Below are 19,587 nucleotides of genomic sequence, written 5' to 3' on the forward strand. Positions count from 1 at the left end.
GGTGACCGGCTCCACGCACACCGGCCCGACCAGCCCCGACAGCACACGAGTGACCGCCTCCACGCACACCGGCCCGACCAGCCCCGACAGCACACGAGTGACCGCCTCCACGCACACCGGCCCGACCAGCCCCGACAGCACACGAGTGACCGCCTCCACGCACACCGGCCCGACCAGCCCCGACAGCACACGGGTGACCGCCTCCGGTGGGAGCGGACTCACCGGGTTGACCGAGCGTCTCGTCGCGGCGGGCGGTTCGCTGACGGCGGGGGCGCGGGCCAGGGGCGGGTTCGACGTGACGGCGGAGCTTCCGCTCGACGCGGAGGACGAACGACCGACGGGGGCGGGAGAATGTCGCGGCGACGCGGACGTGTACGTTGGCCGGTGATCCGCGCGACCTACACGTCGAGCACCGGCAACGGCCGGGGGAACGGGAGCACATGGGACGCGTCGCCGTCATCACCGCGCCGAACATCGGGTACCGCAACACGGGCATGCTGACCGTGGACCTGGCGTTCGAGTCCCTGCGGCGGCGGATGGACATCCCGTTCGACGCCACCTGGTACACGCTGCACACGCCGGAGACCGTGCCGCTGCGCGACGGCGCGCGCGGCATCGATTTCCCGTTCCGCTTCCACCCGCTGGCCGAGCACCTCGACACGCTCCGGGACCATGACGCGGTCGTCTTCTGGGGCGACTTCCTGCACACCCGGCACTACCTGGCGCAGGACGCGACGAACCGCCTGCTCGACTTCGGCTTCGCCGCGGACCGGGACGACGCCCGGGCGCAGCTGAACCGCGCCCTGCTGCTGGCGGACCAGCCGGACGAGGTCCTCGCCCGGACCGTCAGCTACGGCGGCACGATCCTGCACAACACGCAGTCCGACTACGAGGACAAGGAGTACGGCCCCCCGTTCTCGCGCCTGGTGACCCGCAGTCACCGGATGTGGGTGCGGGATCCGCTCTCGGCGGCGAAGATCGCACATCTGCGCCGGGACCGTACGACCGACCACTTCGGTGCGGACGCGGCGCTGCTCTCCCGCCCCGGCGACCTCGACCACCTCCCGGTCACCGAGTGGTCCCGGTCGGTCCCCGGCGGCGGTGCGATCGGCGTGTTCCTGGGGGCCCGCACGCCGATCCCCGACTGGCTGCCCGGCTTCTGCCAGGCCCTGTCCGACCGCCTGGGCGTCCCGCTGGAGTGGCTGCCCTGGTTCGACCGGGAGGTCCCCGACGCGGTGCGCCACATCGCCGCCCGCCCGGGGAACCCCACCGTCGGCGACCTGGTCGGGGTCCTGCCCCGCTACCGGCTGGTCGTCACGGACACCTACCACCTGGCGGTCAACTCCTGGGGCGCCGGCACCCCGGCGGTGTGCGTGGGCGCGCCCGAGCCGACGCCCAAGACGCACGACGACTACCTGACGCTGAGCGATGTGAAGAAGCACGTCTTCCACATGGCGTACGACGCGACGGACTTCTACCTGACCACCGTGGAGGGGCACGGGCAGGATCTCGACCGGCTCGTACGGCTCCTGGAGGGCGGCGGCGCCGGGACCGTCGCGGCGCGCATCCGCGACCACGCGGACCACTCGGCGTCGTCCTTCATCCGGACGCTGACCTCGTTGCTGGACACACCCCGCCCCGCCCCGGGCCCGTGACCGGGCGGCCCATCCGCGTCCTGCTCGCGGAGGACCAGGGCATGATGCGCGGCGCGCTCGCGCTGCCGCTCGGGATGGAGGACGACATCGACGTCGTCGCACAGGTGGCCGCGGGCGACGCGATCCTGGACGCGGCCCTCGCCCACCGCCCGGACGTCGCCCTCCTCGACATCGAACTCCCGGGCAGGAGCGGTCTGGACGCCGCCGCCGGCCTGCGTGTCCGGTCCCCGACTGCCGGGTCCTGATCCTCACGACGTTCGGCCGCCCCGGCTACCTGCGCCGCGCCATGGAGGCGGGTGCCACCGGCTTCCTGGTCAAGGACGGCCCCGTGGAGGCGGGTGCCACCGGCTTCCTGGTCAAGGACGGCCCCGTGGAGGAACGCGCCGCAGCCATCCGCCGGGTCCTGGCCGGCGAGGCGGTCGTCGACCCCGCCCTGGCCACCGCAGCCCTCAGCGCGGGCCCGAGCCCCCTCACGACCCGCGAGAGCGACGTGCTCAGGGCCTCCGCGGACGGCGCGACGGTCGCCGGCATCGCCACCGCACTCCACCTGTCGGAGTCCACGGTCCGCAACCACCTGTCCTCCGCGATCGGCAAGACGGGCACCCGCAACCGCATGGAGGCCCAGCGCGAGGCCCGCCACAGGGCTGGCTCTGACGCCCTGTGTGCGCCTGTGCCCTATGCCCGCCTGAAGAACGCGGTCCACAGGAAGGACTCGCCGAAGCACTCGGACTCCTCCGGCTCGTCGCGCATCCGCCGCAGTTCGAGCTCGGTCAGGCCAAAGAAGATCCCCCGCAACGCCTCAGGGGTGTAAGCCAGTCCGCCCCTCAGCCCCGCCCCCTCGCGGTAGAAGTCGCCGTCGGGCAGCTCCGACCCCATCCCTCCGGCCCCGGCGGCGAAACACGTGAGGCCGAACAGGCCGCCGGGGGCCAGGAGTTGCTCCAGCAGGGCGAGGTAGCTGACGCGGCGGTGCGGAGGGAGATGGTGGAAGCAGCCGGAGTCGTAGACGAGGTCGTACGGTCCGGCGAGTTCCGTGGCGGCGAGCGCGAAGGCGTCCCCGCGGTGGAACCGTACGCCCTCGATACCCGCCTCGCGGGCGCGTTCCCGGGCCCAGTCGACGGCGGCCGAGGACAGATCGACCGCGTCGACCTCGAACCCCCGCGCGGCCAGATACAGCGCGTTGCGCCCCGGCCCGCATCCGAGGTCGAGCGCCCGTCCCCCGCCGGCCTCCCGCCGCTCCACGGCGGCCACCAGGCTTTCGTCCGGCTTCGCCACGAAGAACGGCACCGTCCGCGACCGGTCGGCGTAGAAGCGGTCCCACCAGTCGGCACCGCGCCCCGTCCATCGGTCGGCCTCGGGTGCGAACAGCCCGTCGAGCAGAACGAGTACGTCGTCGACAGTGCGCATGTTCCGGTCCATCCGGCCCCCTTCCGCGTCCGCCCACGGTAGGCTCGGACATCACGAAAGGCCAGGTCAGGCGGCCTTCTGGCGTAATCGGGAGGCCCTGCACCGTCCTTGGGGAGACGCGGCGGAACCTCGCGGACGGACCACTGCGGCCCCGCACCGAAACAGCACCGACGCGCCCGGGAAGGGCCGTCACGCCCCCGTTCCGGGCCACGCCACCCGTGGTTTTTCAGGCGCCCTGCCGCTCGCTCGCCCGCCGCGGCAGCCACACCCACATCAACACCACTCCGGCCGCCAGCACCCCGGCGCCCACCCGGAACGCGAGGGCGTAGCCCTCCGTCAGGGCCTGGGGGGTCGTGCTGCCCGCCGATTCGGACGCCGCCAGGGTGGACAGGACGGCCAGTCCCAGGGAACCGCCCATCGTGCGGGACGTGTTGACGAGGCCGGAGACCAGGCCCGCCTCCTCGGGGGCCGCGCCGGAGGTGGCCAGGGAGGCGAGGGGGGTCGCCGCCAGGCCCGCGCCGAGCATCATGAGGACGCCGGGGAAGAGGATCGCCGCGGCGTAGGAGCCGTCGGCGGTCATCGTGGACTGCCAGGCGAAGCCGGCCACGGCGACCAGGGTGCCCAGCGCGGCGACGTTGCGCGGGCCGACCGGCCGCATCAGGCGGGGTGCGAGCTTGGAGCCGAGGATGACGGCGAGCGAGCTCGGGACCAGGGCGAGGCCGGCCTCGAGCGGGGTGTAGCCGAGGACGTTCTGCGCGTAGAGGGTCATGAAGAACCACATGCAGAACATCGCCGAACCGCACAGGAACATCGAGACGTTGGCCGAGGAGACCGAGCGGACGCGCAGCAGGCCGAGCGGCATCAGCGGGCTCGCCGTGCGGGCCTCGACGGCCAGGAACGCCCCGAGCAGGGCCGGCCCGGCGAGCAGCGGCAGCAGGGTGGCCGGTGCCGTCCAGCCCGCAGCCTCCGTCTGGGAGATGCCGTAGGCCAGCGTGCCGAGGCCGGCCGTCACGAGCAGCGCGCCCGGCAGGTCGAGGCGGCGGCCGTCCCCGGCCCGGCGCTCGGTGAGGAACCATGCGGCGGCGCACAGCACCACGGCGCCGACGGGCACGTTGATGAGCAGCACCCAGCGCCAGGAGAGCGTCTCCACCAGCAGCCCGCCGACCAGGCCGCCCGCCGCGCCGCCGCCGGCCCCGACCGCCGTCCAGGTCCCGATGGCCCGGGCTCTCGCGGCGCCCTCCGGCACCGACGCCGTGAGGATCGTCAGCGTCGAGGGCGCCAGCACCGCCGCGCCCAGCCCCTGCACGGCCCGCGCCACGAGCAGTTGCCAGTCGTCCTGCGCCAGCCCGCCGGCCGCCGAGGCCAGGGTGAACAGGCCGAGCCCGACGAGGAACATCCGCTTGCGGCCGTAGAGGTCCCCGGCGCGCCCGCCGAGCAGCATGAACCCGGCGAAGGCGATGGCGTAGGCGTTCACCACCCACTGCAGCCCCTGCTCGCCGAGTCCCAGTCCGGTCCGCATCGACGGCAGCGCCACGTTGACGACGGAGACGTCCAGGACGACGAGGAACTGACCGGCGCAGGTGAGCGCCACGACGAGCCACATCGGCGGCGCTCCGCGCGGACGCAGCCGGGCGGACAGGCGGGATATGCGGGCGGGGGCGGCATCGGCGGATTCGAGCATGGGTGTCATGCTCTCAACCGCCCTGAGCCCCTTGCATCGGGATTTCGCCGGGCCCGGTTCTCGGTCCCCGGACCTAGGCCTCTGACAAACCACCGCGAATCCCCCCGCAATCCCCCGGCAAGACCAAGGAAGGGTCAAGTTTTCATTAGGGTGCCAAAGCAACGGAATAGTTGCCTGGACGTACGAGGTTCAGATCCCATGTACCCCGACGCTCCCCGGCCTGGAGGCCCTCCTCAATGACGCAGACGACGACAGACCGCCCCGCCGGCAGAGCGAGCGGGGCCGTGGTCCCGGTGCTCGCCTTCGCGGGCATCGTTGTCGCGGTGATGCAGACCCTGCTCGTTCCGGTGATCAAGGACTTGCCGCGACTGCTGGACACCGCCCCCAGCAACGCCACCTGGGTCCTCACCTCGACCCTCCTCTCGGGCGCGGTGGCCACCCCGATCATGGGCCGCCTGGGCGACCTCTACGGCAAGCGCCGCTTGCTGATCCTGAGCCTGGCCGTGATGGTCGTCGGCGCCCTGGTCAGCGCGCTCACCAGCGATCTGCTGCTCATGATCACCGGTCGTACGCTCCAGGGCTTCGCGATGGGCGCGATCCCGCTCGGCATCGGCCTGATGCGCGACATGCTGCCCCGCGAGAAGCTCGGCTCGGCGATGGCCCTGATGAGCTCCTCCATCGGCGTCGGCGGCGGTCTCGCCCTGCCCGCCGCCGCCCTGGTCGCCCAGCACAGCGACTGGCACACCCTCTACTACGGCGCCGCCGGCCTCGGCCTGCTCGCGATCGCCCTCACCCTCCTCGTCGTGCCGGAGTCCCCGATGCGCGCCGAGGGCAGCTTCGATCTGCCGGGCGCGATCGGCCTGTCCGCCGGGCTCGTCCTGTTCCTGCTGCCCATCACCAAGGGCAGCGACTGGGGCTGGGCCTCCGGCACCACGCTCGGCCTGTTCGCCGCCTCGGCGGTCGTGCTCGTGCTGTGGGGCGTGATGGAGCTGCGTGTGAAGGCCCCGCTGGTCGACCTGCGCACCACGGCCCGCCCGGCCGTCCTCTTCACCAACCTCGCCTCGATCATGGTCGGCGTCTCCTTCTACGTCGTCTCCCTGGTCCTGCCCCAGCTGCTCCAGCTGCCGAAGTCCACCGGTTACGGCCTCGGCCAGTCGATGGTCGTCGCCGGTCTGCTCGTCGCGCCGCTCGGCCTGACGATGATGTTCACGGCGCCCGTCTACGCCCGGCTGTCCGCGAAGTACGGCCCCAAGGTCACCCTGATCCTCGGCCTGCTGATCATCGCGATCGGCTACGGCGCCGGCCTCGGCCTGATGAGCGCCGCCTGGCAGAGCCTGGTCATCTCGGTCCTGCTGGGCGCGGGCATCGGCCTGGCCTACTCCTCGCTGCCCGCCCTGATCGTGGGCGCGGTCCCGGCGTCGGAGACGGGCGCGGCCAACGGCCTCAACACCCTGATGCGCTCCATCGGCACGTCGGTGTCGAGCGCCGTGATCGGCATGGTGCTGGCGAACACCGCGAACAACGCCGGCGGCGTCGAGATCCCGACCATGCACGGCTTCCGGGTCTCGTTCCTGATCGCGACGGGCGCGGTGGCCGTGGGCCTGCTCCTGGCGCTGTTCCTGCCGGGCCGACGGCCCTCGAACACGCCGCAGTTGCGGGCCAGCAGCGAGGAGGACGCGGCGCTGGAGCGCGCCGAGCAGGTGCTGCGCGGCTTCCGCGGCCGGGTGCTGGGTGCCGACGGCTCCCCGGTCGCCCGCGCCAAGGTCACGCTGATCGACCGCCGTGGCCGCCAGGCCGGGGCGACGCTGTCCGCCGAGGACGGCAGCTACGCGCTCACCGTCCCGGACCGGGGCTCCTACGTCGTGGCCGCCCGGGCCACGGGCCACGGCCCGCTCGCCTCGTCCGCGACCCACGCGGGCGACGAGCGCCCGGTCGACCTGGACCTGTCCCTGCCGGGCGAGACGGTCTCCGCCTGACCTGCCGCCCGACCCCGCTACTCACCGGTACCCCCTGTCGCCCCGCGGCAGGGGGTACGGCACGATGGCGCCCTGACCGTCGTACGACCGAGAGGAACCCCATGCCCGCGGCGCCGAAGCCCGAGATCCTGGCCGCGTTCGAGGCGGCGAAGGGGTTCATGCCCGCCGGCGAGGGCCTGGCGCTGTACGCGGCGGCCGTGGAGGCCGGGCGGCTCGGGCTGCCGCTGCTGGAGGTCGGCACGTACTGCGGCCGGTCCACGATCCTGCTCGCCGACGCGGCCCGCGAGGCCGGGGTCGGCGCGCTCACCGTCGACCACCACCGCGGCAGCGAGGAGCAGCAGCCGGGCTGGGAGTACCACGACCCGGAGACGGTCGACCCCGAGATCGGCCTGATGGACACGCTGCCCACGTTCCGCCGCACGCTGCACCGGGCGGGTCTGGAGGAGCACGTGGTGGCGCTGGTCGGGCGTTCCCCGCGGATCGCCGCGTTCTGGCGGACGCCGCTGGGGTTCGTCTTCATCGACGGCGGCCACACCGACGAGCACGCCACGGCCGACTACGAGGGCTGGGCGCCGCACGTCGCCGAGGGCGGGCTGCTGCTCATCCACGACGTCTTCCCCGACCCCGAGGACGAGTTCACCGGCCAGGCCCCCTACCGGATCTACCTCCGGGCGCTCGCCTCCGGCGCGTTCACCGAGGTCTCGGCGACGGACTCGCTGCGGGTCCTGCGGCGCACGGGCCCGGGCATCTGACGCACCCGGTACGCGCCGGGCGGCTGGGCGGGTGAACCGCACCCCCGACACCCCTTCCCGGTCGGCCCACGGGCGGCGTGGCGAGTCGGCGGGCGGGAGCCACTGCCCGAGGATCCGGGCGCGTGGCACACACCTTCGAAGAGCTCGTGGAGAAGCAGCGCTCGGCGGACGAGGCGTACGCCCGCGTGCGTCACCTCCAGGACGCGTACGGGCCGCCCACCCAGACCAAGTGGAGCGACCAGCAGACCACCACCTGGGAGACGGCCTGGCGCGCCTGGCGCGATCTCGCCCGGGACGTCCAGGCGGCGGTGACCGGGTACGCGAAGCAGGAGGGCACACCGCGCCAGGAGGTGGAGGCGCGGGTGAAGGAGGCGGTACGGCACGGGGACGGCGGCGGGAACGGGGCGTAGCCCGCCACCCGTCGGGCCGTCCTCGGACCGCCGCCCCCGCTCACGGCCGCTAGGGTGGCTGGCGTGTCGTACGCAGGCCCGGACTTCGAACCTCCCCAGCCCCGCCGCCGTCGCGGCCCCCTGACCGTCGCGCTCGCCGCGCTGGTGCCGGGGGCGCTGCTCGGCTGGCTGGTGTACGTGACGGTGGGCGGCCCGGGGGACGACGGGGGCTCGGGGCGGGCGGGCGTGCGGTCCTCCTCGCCCGCGTCGAGCGCGCCCTCCGACGACGCCAAGGAGCCGAGCGCCTCCCCGAGGCCCACCGCCACGCCCTCGGCCTCCGCGCCCGCCGCCTCCGGCCCGCTCAAGGGCAAGGTCGTCGTCATCGACCCGGGGCACAACCCGGGCAACTTCCAGCACGCCTCCGAGATCAACCGCAAGGTGAACATCGGGACGAACTCGAAGGAGTGCGACACCACGGGCACGTCCACCAACGACGGTTACACCGAGGCGACGTTCACGCTGGACGTCGCGCACCGGATGCGCACGCTCCTTCAGGAGCAGGGCGCCACGGTGAAGCTGACGCAGGACGGCGACCGGCCGTTCGGGCCGTGCGTGGACGAGCGGGCCCGGATCGGCAACCGGGCGAAGGCCGATGCCGTGGTGTCGATCCACGCGGACGGCTCGGGTGCCGGCAACCGCGGCTTCCACGTGATCCTGCCGGGCGCGGTGCACGCGGGCGCCGCGGACACCCGGGCGATCGTCGGCCCCTCGCGCGATCTCGGCGAGCGCGTCGCGGGCCGCTTCGTGGCCGTCACCGGCAGCGCGCCCTCCAACTACACCGGTGACGGCGGCGGACTCGTCACGCGTGAGGACCTGGGCGGTCTCAATCTGTCAACGGTTCCCAAGGTGTTCATCGAGTGCGGCAACATGCGCGATAGCAAGGACGCGGCGTTGCTCACCAGCGGCGCCTGGCGACAGAAGGCGGCGCAAGGGATCTCTGAGGGAATCGTGAGCTTCCTGCGCGGGTAGGTGTGGACCGGCGGATCCCGGCGGACACCCTGACCTGGCGGACGATAGGGTTTTGCTTACGATGAGGGGCCACCCCCGCGCTTCACACCGAGTCCGGACGGCGGCATGGTGACAGCGACGCCTCTTCCGACGATGAGACGACCTACGAAGGACCTGAAGTGAATATCCGCTCCCTCACTCGGGGCGACGGCGTGGTGATCGGAGCAGCGGTGTTGCTGTTCATCGCGTCGTTCCTCGACCTCTACTCGTTCGACAATGTCCCCGACAGCGTCGACCTCCCCACGCTGTGGGGCAGCGGCCCGGTCGTGTTCAGCGTCGTGCTGGCCGGGATCATCGGCGCCGCGCTCGTCGTCGTCTCCCGGGGCCTGCCGCAGGCCCCGAAGATCGCGGGGATCGAGCTGGGCCAGTTCGGTGCCGCCTTCACGGTGTTCGCCGCGTGGAGTGCGCTCGGCAACATCTTCGACGCACCCAGTGGCTTCGACAACATCGGTGAGAACGCGAGCGACGGCGCCCCGAGCCCCGGCATCGGCCTGATCCTCGCCCTCATCGCCACGCTGCTGATGGCCGCCGCCGCGCTCGCCACGCCCCTCGTCCCGGCCCTCAAGGCCGCCCTCCTCCCGGCTCGCCGCCCGGCCGCCCCGCAGCCCTACGGCGCCCAGCCCCCCGGTGGGTACGGCTACCCGGGCGCGCAGCAGCCCGGTGGCTACGGTCAGCCGCAGCCGGGGCAGCCGCAGCCCGGGCAGCCGTTCGGTGGCCAGCCCCAGCAGGCGCAGGCGCAGGCTCCGCAGCCGCCGGCCGGGGACTTCTCCCCGTTCTGGTTCGCGGTGCCGGTGCCGCGGCCGCTGTTCGCGGAGGACGGCTCGCCGACGCCGATCGCCGAACTCGCCCCGGGTACCTGGTACCTGGCGGTCGAGCAGCGCGGAACGGCCCTGGTCGCCCAGACGCAGGACGGCCGCCGCGGTGTCCTCCAGGACACGTCGGGCATCCAGCGCGGCTGAGCCCCACGGTCGGCCACGGCCCCTCGCCCTTCCGGGTGGGGGGCCGTTGCCGTACAGTCGGCGTCCCGTCAACTGACACACCGTCAGGAGTCAGGTATGCGGCTCGGTCTCGCGCTCGGCTACTGGGGCCGCGGTCCCTCCCCCGACCACGTGCGTCTCGCGCAGGAGGCCGAACGGCTCGGCTACGACTCGGTCTGGACGGCGGAGTCCTGGGGCTCGGACGCGTTCACCCCGCTCACCTGGATCGCGGCGCACACCTCCCGCATCCGGCTCGGCACGGCGGTCGCGCAGATGGCGGCCCGCTCCCCGGCCACCACCGCGATGCACGCCCTCACCCTGGACCACCTCTGCGGCGGCCGCGCGCTGCTGGGCCTCGGCCTCTCCGGACCGCAGGTCGTCGAGGGCTGGTACGGCCGCCCGTTCCCCGCCTCACCGCTCACCGCCACCCGCGAGTACGTCGACGTCGTACGGCAGGTGCTGCGCCGTGAGGCCCCCGTCGAACTGGCCGGCCGCTTCCACTCCCACCCCTACCGCGGCCCGGACGCCACGGGCCTCGGCAAGCCCCTCAAGCCGATCACCCACCCGCTGCGCGCCGATCTGCCCGTCCTGCTGGGCGCCGAGGGCCCGAAGAACGTCGCCCAGACGACCCGGATCGCCGACGGCTGGCTGCCGCTGTACTGGTCGCCGAACCGGCCGGAGGTCTACGGCCCGGCCCTGGGCGGGCTGCCCGAGGGATTCATGGTCGCGCCGATGGCGCAGGTCCGGGTCTGTGACGACGTCGCCGAGGGCCTGCTGCCCGTGAAGACGATGCTCGGCTTCTACATCGGCGGCATGGGCCACGCGGCGCGCAACTTCCACGCCGACCTGATGGCGCGCATGGGGTACGCGGACGAGGCCCGCCGCGTCCAGGAGCTGTTCCTGTCCGGCCGCAGGCAGGAGGCGGTGCTGGCGGTTCCCGACGCCTTCGCCGACGAGATCTCCCTGGTCGGACCGCGTGAACGCATCGCCGAGCGGCTGGAGTCGTGGCGCGAGGGGCCGGTGACGGATCTGCTGGCGGTCAGCCCCGACCCTCGTACACTGCGGATACTCGCGGAGTTGAACTGCTGAGCGAGTCCCCGGGTTTCATTCAGAGTTCAAGGGCAATCCGGAGAGTATGTCCCCTCGTTATCGCAACGGTGCGAATCAGGCCGGCACGATCGTCGCGGTCGTGGCCGACATCATGGCTCTCATCCTGGGTCTCTGGATCCTGATGTACCTGCTGGACGCCAACCCCGGCAACTCGTTCGTCCAGTTCATCCACGACGCGGCGCGCTGGCTCGCCGGCTGGTCGCACGACCTGTTCACGTTCGACGAGGCATGGGCCCGAGTGGTCTGCGGCTACGGCCTCGCAGCGGTGGTGTACCTGTTCATAGGCCACGCGATAGCCAGTCGCGCGCACCGGCATTGAGAACGCGGTCAGGGGGCTCGGCCCCCTAGGGGCGCGGGGATGTGCGCGACAAGCCACGCACGACCCGCGCCCGCACACCCCTCACAACCACCCGAGTTCTCAGGCGCAGCAGTCCGACTCGAGCCCGACAGGCAGCTCCGCACCACCGAACACCTGGCACGTCGCCTCATGCCCACCCAGCGCGGCCACCGCCAGCAACAACGACCCGGCGGTCCACGTGGTCAGCTCCCGCGGCCAGATCGCGTCGTCGTCGAACACGTACCCCGTCCAGTACAGCCCGCTCTCCGGATCGCGCAGGTGCCGGATCGACTGCAGGATCTCCAACGCCCGGTCGGACTCCCCCATCGCCCACAACGCGAGCGCCAGCTCCGCGGACTCACCCCCCGTCACCCACGGGTTGGGAACGACACAGCGCACTCCCAGCCCGGGGACGACGAACCGGTCCCAGTCCTCCTCGATCCGGGCCTTGGCCTCCGCGCCGTTCAGCGCGCCGCCGAGCACCGGGTAGTACCAGTCCATCGAGTACCGGTTCTTGTCGAGGAAGCGCTCGGGGTGGTGGCGTATGGCGTGCCGCAGCGCGCCCGCGGCCAACTCCCAGTCCGGTTGGGGCTCTTCCCGCTGCTCGGCGATGGCCAGGGCACAGCGCAGCGCGTGGTGGATGGAGGAGCTGCCGGTCAGCAGGGCGTCCGCCGTCTGGGTGCCGTCGTCGTCGCGCCGCCAGCCGATCTGCCCGCCGCTCTGCTGGAGGCGCAGCACGAACTCCACCGCCGCGTACACCGCCGGCCACATCCGGTCCAGGAACGCGTCGTCGCCGGTGGAGAGGTGGTGGTGCCAGACGCCCACGGCTATGTAGGCGACGAAGTTGGTCTCCCGGCCCCGGTCGGTGACCGCGTCGGCCTCGCCGTCGGTGTAGGCCGCGTACCAGGAGCCGTCCTCGTTCTGGTGCCGCGCCAGCCACAGGTAGGCCCGCTCGGCGGCCTCGTGCTCGCCGGCCGTGTTCAGGGCCATGGCCGCCTCGACGTGGTCCCACGGGTCGAGGTGGTGCCCCCGGAACCACGGGATCGCACCGTCCTCGCGCTGCACGGCGAGGATGCCGGCGACGGTCTCGGCCGCCTCCCCCGCGGTGAGGACCCCGGGCAGGACCAGATGTTCCGTCCGGGGACTGGTCACTTGGCGTCCGCCCCGGCGTCGGCCAGACGCGGCAGGTGCGGCTTGGTCGCGTACGCCACGAAGCTCTTGCCGATCAGCGGGTTCAGCGCCTGCTCGGCGACCCGGGTGGCCAGCGGCTTCTTCATGATGTCCCAGACGAGCAGCTTGTGGTACGCCCGCACCGGCAGCGCCTTGTCGTTGTCGACACCGAAGGCGCACTTGAGCCACCAGTAGGGCGAGTGCAGGGCGTGGGCGTGGTGCGTGCCGTAGGGCTCCAGGCCGGCCTCGCGGATCTTCTCCAGCAGTTCGTCCGCCTTGTAGATGCGGATGTGGCCGCCCTCGACCTCGTGGTAGGCGTCGGACAGGCTCCAGCAGACCTTCTCGGGACCGTAGCGCGGGACGGTGACGGCGATGCGCCCGCCGGGCTTCAGCACCCGCACCATCTCCGCGAGGACGCCCTTGTCGTCCGGGATGTGCTCCATCACCTCGGAGATGATCACGACGTCGAAGGACTCGTCGGGGAAGGGCAGCGCGAGGGCGTCGCCCTCCATCGCCGTGGCGGTGGCGCCCTTCGGGGCCTCGCCGGCTTCCTTCATCGCCGCGAACCACTTCGCGACCTCGCGGATCTCCTCGGCGTTCTGGTCCAGCGCCACGACCTGCGCGCCACGCCGGTAGCACTCGAAGGCGTGCCGCCCGGCACCGCAGCCGAGATCCAGGACGCGATCACCCGGGGCGAGCGGGAACCGGGAGAAGTCGACGGTCAGCACGTGGCCCTGCTTTCGGAGTTGACGCCTTCTACATCTGCCGGGGCTGCCGGGGCAGCACCTGCCGTGCCTGCCGGGGCAGCACCTGCCGTGCCTGCGGGGGCTGCGGGGACAGCACCTGCCGTGCCCGTGAGGGCTGTGGGTAGGGCACCCGTCGAGGGGGCCGAACGGCCGGAAGCCCGCGGCACGGTGCCGGTCCCGGCCCTGTCGATCTCCTCGCGGTAGCGGGCCACCGTGCCCTCCGCCGCCCTCGCCCAGGTGAAGTGGCGCAGCACCCGCTCGCGCCCGGCCGCGCCGAGGCGGGCGCGCAGGTCCGGGTCGGCCAGCAGGCGGCCCAGGCCGGCGGCCAGCGCGCCCGCGTCGCCGGGCGGTACCGCCAGGCACGTCTCGCCGTCGCGGCCGGCGACCTCGGGTATGGCGCCGCCGGTCGTGGCGAGCAGGGGCGTGCCCGTCGCCATGGCCTCGGCGGCCGGGAGCGAGAAGCCCTCGTAGAGCGACGGAACGCATGCGACCTGCGCCGAGCGCACGAGGTCGACGAGTTCCGCGTCGGAGATGCCCTTGACGAACTCGACGGCCTTGGCGAGGCCGTAGCGCTCCATCGCCTGGGCGACCGGCCCTTCGGCGGGCCGCTTGCCGACGACGACGAGATGGGCGCCGGGGTGCTCGGTCCGGACCTTGGCCAATGCCTCGACGAGGTGTACCAGGCCCTTCAGCGGCACGTCCGCGCTGGACGTCGTCACGATGCGGCCCGGCACGACGGGCACGGACGGATCCGGCGAGAACAGGTCGGTGTCGGCGCCGATGTGGACCACGTGGACGCGGTCCCGCCGGACGCCGAGGTGGTCGACGATCTCCTGTTGCGAGGTGCCGGACACGGTGAGCACGGACGGCAGGCGGCGCGCGACCCGCTTCTGCATGCGCGTGAAGGCGTACCAGCGCCGCACCGAGGCGCGCCGCTTCCAGCCGTCCGCGGCGTCCAGCTCCAACTGCCGGTCGACGGTGATGGGGTGGTGGACGGTCGTCACCAGGGGCGCGCCGACATCGCCCAGCAGGCCGTAGCCGAGAGTCTGGTTGTCGTGCACGACGTCGAACTCGCCGCGGCGGGCGCGCAGATGGCGGCGGGCGCGCAGCGAGAACGTCAGGGGTTCCGGGAAGCCGCCCGTCCACATCGTCGCGACTTCCAGCGCGTCGATCCAGTCGCGGTACTCCCCGCGCCCGGGCGTGCGGAAAGGATCCGGCTGGCGGTACAGGTCGAGGCTGGGCAGCTCGGTGAGGCTCAGCCCGTCGTAGCCCTCGTCGAGGACGGGATACGGCTGGGAACCGATGACCTCGACCCGGTGGCCGAGGCGGGCCAGTTCGCGCGAGAGGTGCCGGACGTAGACGCCCTGTCCGCCGCAGAACGGGTTCCCTTTATAGGTGAGGAGCGCGATGTGGAGCGGTCGCGAGCCGATGGGGGAGCCTCCCTGCTCGAGCGGAGCCGAGAGCTTGGGGGAGGCGGGGTCCTGAGGAGCCCCGGCCTCCCTGGCCTCAGCGGTCACTCCGGGCCCCCTTCTCCCTGCACTGTCCCGCGAGATTACGCCGGGACGCTAATCTAGAACAAGTTTCAGACTTGATCGTCCGGAGGCTCTGAATCTACCGGCAGGTAAGGGTGCTGTGAGCAGTGGATCAGGTGATTCACGCCACGACCGGCGCCGTGCCATGCTGTGTGATCACCCGTCCTCACGGACGGTCACGGAACGGGACCGACCCATGCCCGCGGAAGCCAAGGTGAGCGCCAAGGTGAACAAGCCGGCCAAGGTGGAAGCCAGAGCGGCAGTGCCCGCCTCCCCGCCCCTCACTGAGCGACAGGAGGCCCGCCGCCGCCGCATCCTGCACGCGAGTGCCCAGCTGGCCAGCCGGGGCGGTTTCGACGCCGTGCAGATGCGCGAGGTCGCGGAGTCCTCCCAGGTGGCACTCGGCACGCTGTACCGCTACTTCCCGTCCAAGATCCACCTGCTGGTCGCCACCATGCAGGACCAGTTGGAGCACATGCACGGCACGCTGCGGAAGAAGCCCCCGCAGGGCGAGACGGCCGCCGAGCGGGTCGCGGAGACGCTGATGCGGGCCTTCCGGGCGTTGCAGCGCGAGCCGCACCTGGCCGACGCGATGGTCCGGGCGCTGACCTTCGCCGACCGCAGTGTGAGTCCGGAGGTCGACCAGGTCTCCCGCCAGACGACGGCGATCATCCTGGACGCGATGGGCCAGGAGAATCCGACGCCGGAGCAGCTGTCGGCGGTCCGGGTCATCGAGCACACCTGGCACTCGGCGCTGATCACCTGGCTGTCGGGCCGCGCCTCGATCGCCCAGGTGAAGATCGACATCGAGACGGTGTGCCGATTGATCGACCTGACGGCGCCGACCGGGCCGTAGACCCCCGGGCACGGCAAGGACCTACGAGACGGGTTCCCTTCGCCGGTATGGTCCGGATCAGGTGATGGGGGTCGCCTCGGGGTGCCGCGCTTCGGCGCGGCTCCCTTACGCCTCTCAGCCCTACCGCCGCAGTCGGCACCAGCGGAAGCCCTGACTTCACTTCCCGCCGACGTCGGCTACTCCGGTCGGACTCCCTCACTCGCCTCGTAGGCCTCTTCCAGGATAGGACTCGCCCGCAGGAATGAAACCCCTCAAGGGGAACTTTTCGGACGCTAGTCCTCGGGCGGGAACACGGCCTCCCCGCTGTCCCCCAGCGTGATCGTGATCGCCTCCGTGGGGCAGCTCTCCGCCGCCTCCAGCACCCGCTCGTTCGCGTCGATGTCGGGAGCGGAGGGACGGGACTGGCGGGCGGCGTCCAGGCGGAAGCCGCCCGGCGCGTGGTGGAGGCACTGCGCGGAGCCGATGCACAGGGAGCGGTCCACCTCGACGTGCCAGCGGTCGCCCATCGCTACGCGTCCGCCGGGAGGTGGATCATCTTGTGCTCCAGGTACTCGCCGTACCCCTCGGGCCCGAACTCCCGCCCCAGGCCCGAGTTCTTGTAGCCGCCGAAGGGGCCCAGCATGTCCAGGCTGAAGGTGTTGACCGAGTACGTGCCCGTCCGGACCTGCCGGGCGATGTCGATGCCGTGCTCGACGTCCGCGGTCCAGACGCTGCCGCTCAGCCCGTAGTCGGAGTCGTTGGCGATCTTCACGGCGTCGGACTCGTCGTCGTAGGGGAGCAGGCAGATCACCGGGCCGAAGATCTCCTCGCGGGCGATGCGCATGGAGTTGTCGACGTCGCCGAAGAGGGTCGGTTCGACGTACCAGCCGCGGTCGAGGCCGGCCGGACGTCCGCCGCCGGTGAGGATCTTGGCGCCCTCCTCCTGCCCGATGCGGATGTAGTCGAGGTTGCGCTGCTGCTGCCGCCGGGCGACCAGCGGGCCGACCTGGGTGGCCGGGTCCAGCGGGTCGCCGACCGTCAGGGCGCCCGCGGCGGCGGCGAGGGCGTGGGCGAACTCGTCGTAGCGGGAGCGCGGCAGGAGGATGCGGGTCTGGGCGACGCAGGCCTGCCCGTTGTTCATCCAGGCCGCGGGGGCGATACCCGCGACGGCCGTCTCGATGTCCGCGTCGGGCAGCACGACGGCCGCGGACTTGCCGCCGAGTTCGAGCGTCACGCGGGTGAGGTTGCGGGCGGCCACCTCCATCACACGCTTGCCGGCCGCGACCGACCCGGTGAAGGAGACCTTGTCGATGCCGGGGTGCCCGACCAGGTACTCGCCGACGTCCCGGTCGGCGGGCAGGATCGACAGCACGCCCTCCGGCAGCCCGGCCTCGCGGGCGATCTCGCCGAGCAGGTAGGCGTCGAGCGGCGACTCGGGCGAGGGCTTGAGGACGACCGTGCAGCCGCTGAGCAGGGCCGGGGCGAGCTTGGCGGCGGCGACGAACTGCGGGACGTTCCAGGGGACCACGGCGGCCACGACCCCGACCGGCTCGCGCCGCACCAGGATCCTGCCGAGCACCCCGTCGCGCCGCTCCTCGTGGGTGAAGCTGCGGGCGACCGTGATCGCCGAGTCCCAGACCATCACCGCGCCGAGGGCCTGGGCGAGGACGCTCCAGGAGTACGGCGAGCCGTTCTGGGCGGAGATCACACGGGCGATCTCGTCGTGCCGGACGGCGATGGCGTCCTTGATCCGGCCCACGACCTCGATCCGCTCGTCGAGGCTCGTGCGCGGCCAGGGCCCCTCGTCGAACGCCCGCCGCGCCGCCGCCACGGCCCGGTCCACGTCCGCCGTCGAGGCGTGCGGGACGCGTCCGATGACCTCCTCGGTGTGCGGCGAGATCACCTCGATGACGCCCTGGCCCAGGGGGTCGGTCAACTCCCCGCCGATGAACAGCTGTCCGTGTTCCACGAGTTCGGTCATGGCCGACTGCCTCCCCAGGAGCGTTCTCTGACGGTCCATCAGATATGCCCACTGATACCAGCCCCGCCCCGAGGAGTCCACGGACCGCGCACCACGGGGAGACTCCCAATGGAACCCGTTCTAGTGCCGCGGCAGGCAACGTTCGCCCCGTCGCGACGCCCGGCACGCACTCTCGCCGCACCGGGCACAAACCCAAGTACATCCAGTACGAGGGCATGCACCCGGCACGCCGAGAGCACGCACCGGACGCCGCTCCTTGACGGGCAAACGTTGCCTGCCGCGGCACTAGTTATAGTGACGGGGAGTCGGCGACAGGGGAGCCCATGACACAGGTGACCGACCACGGCGGAGGCGTCCTCTCCCTCCGGGTCCCGATCCCGGACAACCCGCTCGGCCACACGCTGGTCTACGTCGTCGACACCGACCGCGGCCCGGTGCTGATCGACACCGGCTGGGACGACCCGGAGTCCTGGGACACCCTCGCGCAGGGCCTCACGGCCTGCGGCACCTCGGCCGCAGAGATCCACGGCGTGGTCATCACCCACCACCACCCCGACCACCACGGCCTGTCCGGCCGGGTCCGTGAGGCGTCGGGCGCGTGGATCGCGATGCACGCGGCGGACACCGCGGTCGTACGGCGGACCCGCGAGGCCCGCCCCGAGCGCTGGTTCACGTACATGGCGGCCAAGCTCACCGCCGCCGGCGCCCCCGTGGAGCACATCGCGCCCCTGCGACAGCCCCGCGGCCGCACGCTGCCCGGCCTCTCCCCCGCCCTGCCCGACCGCGACATCGTCCCCGGCGAGCTCCTGGCGCTGCCCGGCCGCCGGCTGCGCGCGATCTGGACCCCGGGACACACACCGGGCCACGTCTGCCTCCACCTGGAGGAGGACCATCCGGCCCGGCTCCCGGGCCGGGGACGCCTGTTCTCCGGCGACCACCTGCTGCCCGAGATCACCCCGCACATCGGCCTCTACGAGGATCCCGAGGACCCTGGGGGTACCCCCTGGTTCAGCGAAGCCGAGAGCTTGGGGGACGTCACCGACCCCCTGGGCGACTACCTCGACTCCCTCGAACGCGTCGGCCGACTGGCCCCCGCCGAGGTCCTCCCGGCCCACCAGCATCCGTTCTCCGACGCCGCGGCCCGTGTGAGGGAGTTGCTCACCCACCACGAGTCCCGGCTGACCGACCTGCTGGCCCTGCTCGCCGAGCCCCTCACCCCCTGGCGGCTCGCCGAGCGCATGGAGTGGAACCGGCCCTGGTCCGAGATCCCGTACGGCTCCCGCACCATCGCCGTCTCGGAGGCCGAGGCGCATCTGCGGCGACTGGTGAAGCTGGGCCGGGCGGAGGCGGTACCGGGGAGCGAGCCGGTGACATACGTGGCGGTGTGACGAGAGGTCGACAGCGCGGTCCGCGGGACAATCGAATCGCGGGACGGCCCGCCCGGGTGCTACGAACCCCCCATGGATCCCACAGCATCGACGGACCCCACGGTTCACATGGACCCCATGGAAGGCCTGCTCGCCGAACGGGCCTGCGAGCGCCTGATCCTCGACTTCGTCCACCGGCTCGACCTCGGCGAGCCCTCCTCCGTCGCCGAGTTGTGCACGGAGGACGGCGGCGGTGGCCGCACGACGGGCGGCTGGTCGAGGGCCGCGACGCGTTGCGCGCATACTTCGGCTCCCGTCCGGCCGACCGGCTCTCCCGCCGCATGATGTCCAACGTCCTGGTCACGGTGGCCTCGCCGGACACGGCCGGGGCGGTCTCCTGCTTCACGACCTACCGCGTCGACGGCTACGAGGGCGGCGTCGTCCCGGCCGGGCCGCCGGTCCAGATCGGGCACTACGAGGACACGTTCCACCGGGCCGGCGGGGCCTGGCTGCCCGCCTCGCGGACCCTTCACCTGCCCTTCGGCGGACCCACACCGCGATCGAACGTGCCCGCGTCATAGGTCTCTTGACGCCGCGGACCGCCCCT

At 72.4% G+C, this 19,587-nt stretch carries 17 protein-coding genes and 3 pseudogenes; 13 read left to right on the top strand and 7 right to left on the bottom strand.

The features are described 5' to 3' along the window. From HDC93_RS38695 to HDC93_RS24125, 3 genes and pseudogenes are all read left to right on the top strand, one after another. Positions 1–388: pseudogene (locus HDC93_RS38695) on the top strand (hypothetical protein); the annotation flags it as partial. Positions 389–440: 52 nt separating this feature from the next. After that, positions 441–1,655 carry a polysaccharide pyruvyl transferase family protein gene (locus HDC93_RS24120; RefSeq protein ID WP_185012937.1) on the top strand — a complete coding sequence of 405 codons (1,215 nt, stop codon included), beginning with the start codon at positions 441–443 and terminating at the stop codon, positions 1,653–1,655. Between the two features lie 41 nt (positions 1,656–1,696). Continuing rightward, a pseudogene (locus HDC93_RS24125) lies at positions 1,697–2,309 on the top strand (DNA-binding response regulator). Positions 2,310–2,330: 21 nt separating this feature from the next. On the opposite strand, the gene HDC93_RS24130 reads toward HDC93_RS24125, so the two are convergent. Together HDC93_RS24130 and HDC93_RS24135 are read right to left on the bottom strand one after the other, a co-directional pair. Further along, positions 2,331–3,071, bottom strand: coding sequence for a class I SAM-dependent methyltransferase (locus tag HDC93_RS24130; protein WP_185012938.1), 741 nt, complete (start codon positions 3,069–3,071; stop codon positions 2,331–2,333). Between the two features lie 214 nt (positions 3,072–3,285). Next, a complete protein-coding gene (locus HDC93_RS24135; RefSeq protein ID WP_185012939.1) occupies positions 3,286–4,749 on the bottom strand; it encodes an MFS transporter in 1,464 nt (487 codons plus the stop codon). A gap of 227 nt (positions 4,750–4,976) precedes the next feature. On the opposite strand from HDC93_RS24135, the gene HDC93_RS24140 reads away from it, so the two are divergent. The 7 genes from HDC93_RS24140 (at position 4,977) to HDC93_RS24170 (ending at position 11,331) form a co-directional block, all read left to right on the top strand. Further along, a complete protein-coding gene (locus HDC93_RS24140; RefSeq protein ID WP_185012940.1) occupies positions 4,977–6,716 on the top strand; it encodes an MFS transporter in 1,740 nt (579 codons plus the stop codon). A gap of 101 nt (positions 6,717–6,817) precedes the next feature. Continuing rightward, complete coding sequence (locus tag HDC93_RS24145; RefSeq protein ID WP_185012941.1) at positions 6,818–7,468, top strand: class I SAM-dependent methyltransferase; 651 nt, start codon at positions 6,818–6,820, stop codon at positions 7,466–7,468. Positions 7,469–7,590: 122 nt separating this feature from the next. Next, a complete protein-coding gene (locus HDC93_RS24150; RefSeq protein WP_185012942.1) occupies positions 7,591–7,878 on the top strand; it encodes a hypothetical protein in 288 nt (95 codons plus the stop codon). 63 nt (positions 7,879–7,941) lie between these two features. Beyond that, positions 7,942–8,886, top strand: coding sequence for an N-acetylmuramoyl-L-alanine amidase (locus HDC93_RS24155; protein ID WP_185012943.1), 945 nt, complete (start codon positions 7,942–7,944; stop codon positions 8,884–8,886). Positions 8,887–9,044: 158 nt separating this feature from the next. Further along, positions 9,045–9,884 (top strand): DUF5336 domain-containing protein, encoded by an 840-nt coding sequence (locus HDC93_RS24160; RefSeq protein ID WP_185012944.1) that lies wholly within the window; start codon positions 9,045–9,047, stop codon positions 9,882–9,884. Positions 9,885–9,980: 96 nt separating this feature from the next. Beyond that, on the top strand, positions 9,981–10,991 hold the full coding sequence (locus HDC93_RS24165; RefSeq protein WP_185012945.1) for an LLM class F420-dependent oxidoreductase: 1,011 nt from the start codon (positions 9,981–9,983) through the stop codon (positions 10,989–10,991). A 46-nt stretch (positions 10,992–11,037) separates the two neighbouring features. After that, positions 11,038–11,331 carry a hypothetical protein gene (locus HDC93_RS24170; RefSeq protein ID WP_184911953.1) on the top strand — a complete coding sequence of 98 codons (294 nt, stop codon included), beginning with the start codon at positions 11,038–11,040 and terminating at the stop codon, positions 11,329–11,331. Positions 11,332–11,430: 99 nt separating this feature from the next. Here the strand turns inward: HDC93_RS24170 and HDC93_RS24175 are convergent, their stop codons facing one another. From HDC93_RS24175 to HDC93_RS24185, 3 genes are read right to left on the bottom strand one after another with little or no spacing between them, the layout of a single operon-like run. Continuing rightward, positions 11,431–12,501: a prenyltransferase/squalene oxidase repeat-containing protein gene (locus HDC93_RS24175; protein ID WP_185012946.1), complete on the bottom strand. Its 1,071-nt coding sequence runs from the start codon at positions 12,499–12,501 to the stop codon at positions 11,431–11,433. Continuing rightward, positions 12,498–13,247: a class I SAM-dependent methyltransferase gene (locus HDC93_RS24180; protein ID WP_185012947.1), complete on the bottom strand. Its 750-nt coding sequence runs from the start codon at positions 13,245–13,247 to the stop codon at positions 12,498–12,500. The genes HDC93_RS24175 and HDC93_RS24180 overlap by 4 nt, the downstream gene beginning before the upstream one ends. After that, a complete protein-coding gene (locus HDC93_RS24185) occupies positions 13,241–14,782 on the bottom strand; it encodes a glycosyltransferase family 4 protein (protein WP_185012948.1) in 1,542 nt (513 codons plus the stop codon). Before HDC93_RS24185 ends, HDC93_RS24180 begins: the two co-directional genes overlap by 7 nt. A gap of 211 nt (positions 14,783–14,993) precedes the next feature. On the opposite strand from HDC93_RS24185, the gene HDC93_RS24190 reads away from it, so the two are divergent. Next, positions 14,994–15,653, top strand: coding sequence for a TetR family transcriptional regulator (locus tag HDC93_RS24190; protein WP_185012949.1), 660 nt, complete (start codon positions 14,994–14,996; stop codon positions 15,651–15,653). A 272-nt stretch (positions 15,654–15,925) separates the two neighbouring features. Here HDC93_RS24190 and HDC93_RS24195 read toward each other — a convergent pair whose 3' ends face one another. Both HDC93_RS24195 and HDC93_RS24200 read right to left on the bottom strand, forming a co-directional pair. Continuing rightward, on the bottom strand, positions 15,926–16,159 hold the full coding sequence (locus HDC93_RS24195) for a ferredoxin (RefSeq protein ID WP_185012950.1): 234 nt from the start codon (positions 16,157–16,159) through the stop codon (positions 15,926–15,928). Positions 16,160–16,161: 2 nt separating this feature from the next. Next, positions 16,162–17,613 carry an aldehyde dehydrogenase gene (locus tag HDC93_RS24200; RefSeq protein WP_185012951.1) on the bottom strand — a complete coding sequence of 484 codons (1,452 nt, stop codon included), beginning with the start codon at positions 17,611–17,613 and terminating at the stop codon, positions 16,162–16,164. A 323-nt stretch (positions 17,614–17,936) separates the two neighbouring features. Here HDC93_RS24200 and HDC93_RS24205 point away from each other — a divergent pair, with 323 nt between their 5' ends. Both HDC93_RS24205 and HDC93_RS24210 read left to right on the top strand, forming a co-directional pair. Then, a complete protein-coding gene (locus tag HDC93_RS24205) occupies positions 17,937–19,001 on the top strand; it encodes an MBL fold metallo-hydrolase (RefSeq protein WP_185012952.1) in 1,065 nt (354 codons plus the stop codon). Between the two features lie 108 nt (positions 19,002–19,109). Then, positions 19,110–19,561, top strand: a pseudogene (locus HDC93_RS24210) (nuclear transport factor 2 family protein). The last annotated feature ends 26 nt before the right edge of the window (positions 19,562–19,587 follow it).

The organism is Streptomyces sp. AK010, from assembly GCF_014207295.1.
Taxonomy (GTDB): domain Bacteria; phylum Actinomycetota; class Actinomycetes; order Streptomycetales; family Streptomycetaceae; genus Streptomyces; species Streptomyces massasporeus.

Bases quoted from the DNA above. Each gene is read 5' to 3' on its own strand.
- HDC93_RS24120 (WP_185012937.1), top strand. From the start codon at position 441: ATGGGACGCGTCGCCGTCATCACCGCGCCGAACATCGGGTACCGCAAC.
- HDC93_RS24130 (WP_185012938.1), bottom strand. From the start codon at position 3,071: ATGGACCGGAACATGCGCACTGTCGACGACGTACTCGTTCTGCTCGAC.
- HDC93_RS24135 (WP_185012939.1), bottom strand. From the start codon at position 4,749: ATGACACCCATGCTCGAATCCGCCGATGCCGCCCCCGCCCGCATATCC.
- HDC93_RS24140 (WP_185012940.1), top strand. From the start codon at position 4,977: ATGACGCAGACGACGACAGACCGCCCCGCCGGCAGAGCGAGCGGGGCC.
- HDC93_RS24145 (WP_185012941.1), top strand. From the start codon at position 6,818: ATGCCCGCGGCGCCGAAGCCCGAGATCCTGGCCGCGTTCGAGGCGGCG.
- HDC93_RS24165 (WP_185012945.1), top strand. From the start codon at position 9,981: ATGCGGCTCGGTCTCGCGCTCGGCTACTGGGGCCGCGGTCCCTCCCCC.
- HDC93_RS24170 (WP_184911953.1), top strand. From the start codon at position 11,038: ATGTCCCCTCGTTATCGCAACGGTGCGAATCAGGCCGGCACGATCGTC.
- HDC93_RS24190 (WP_185012949.1), top strand. From the start codon at position 14,994: ATGCCCGCGGAAGCCAAGGTGAGCGCCAAGGTGAACAAGCCGGCCAAG.
- HDC93_RS24195 (WP_185012950.1), bottom strand. From the start codon at position 16,159: ATGGGCGACCGCTGGCACGTCGAGGTGGACCGCTCCCTGTGCATCGGC.
- HDC93_RS24200 (WP_185012951.1), bottom strand. From the start codon at position 17,613: ATGACCGAACTCGTGGAACACGGACAGCTGTTCATCGGCGGGGAGTTG.
- HDC93_RS24205 (WP_185012952.1), top strand. From the start codon at position 17,937: ATGACACAGGTGACCGACCACGGCGGAGGCGTCCTCTCCCTCCGGGTC.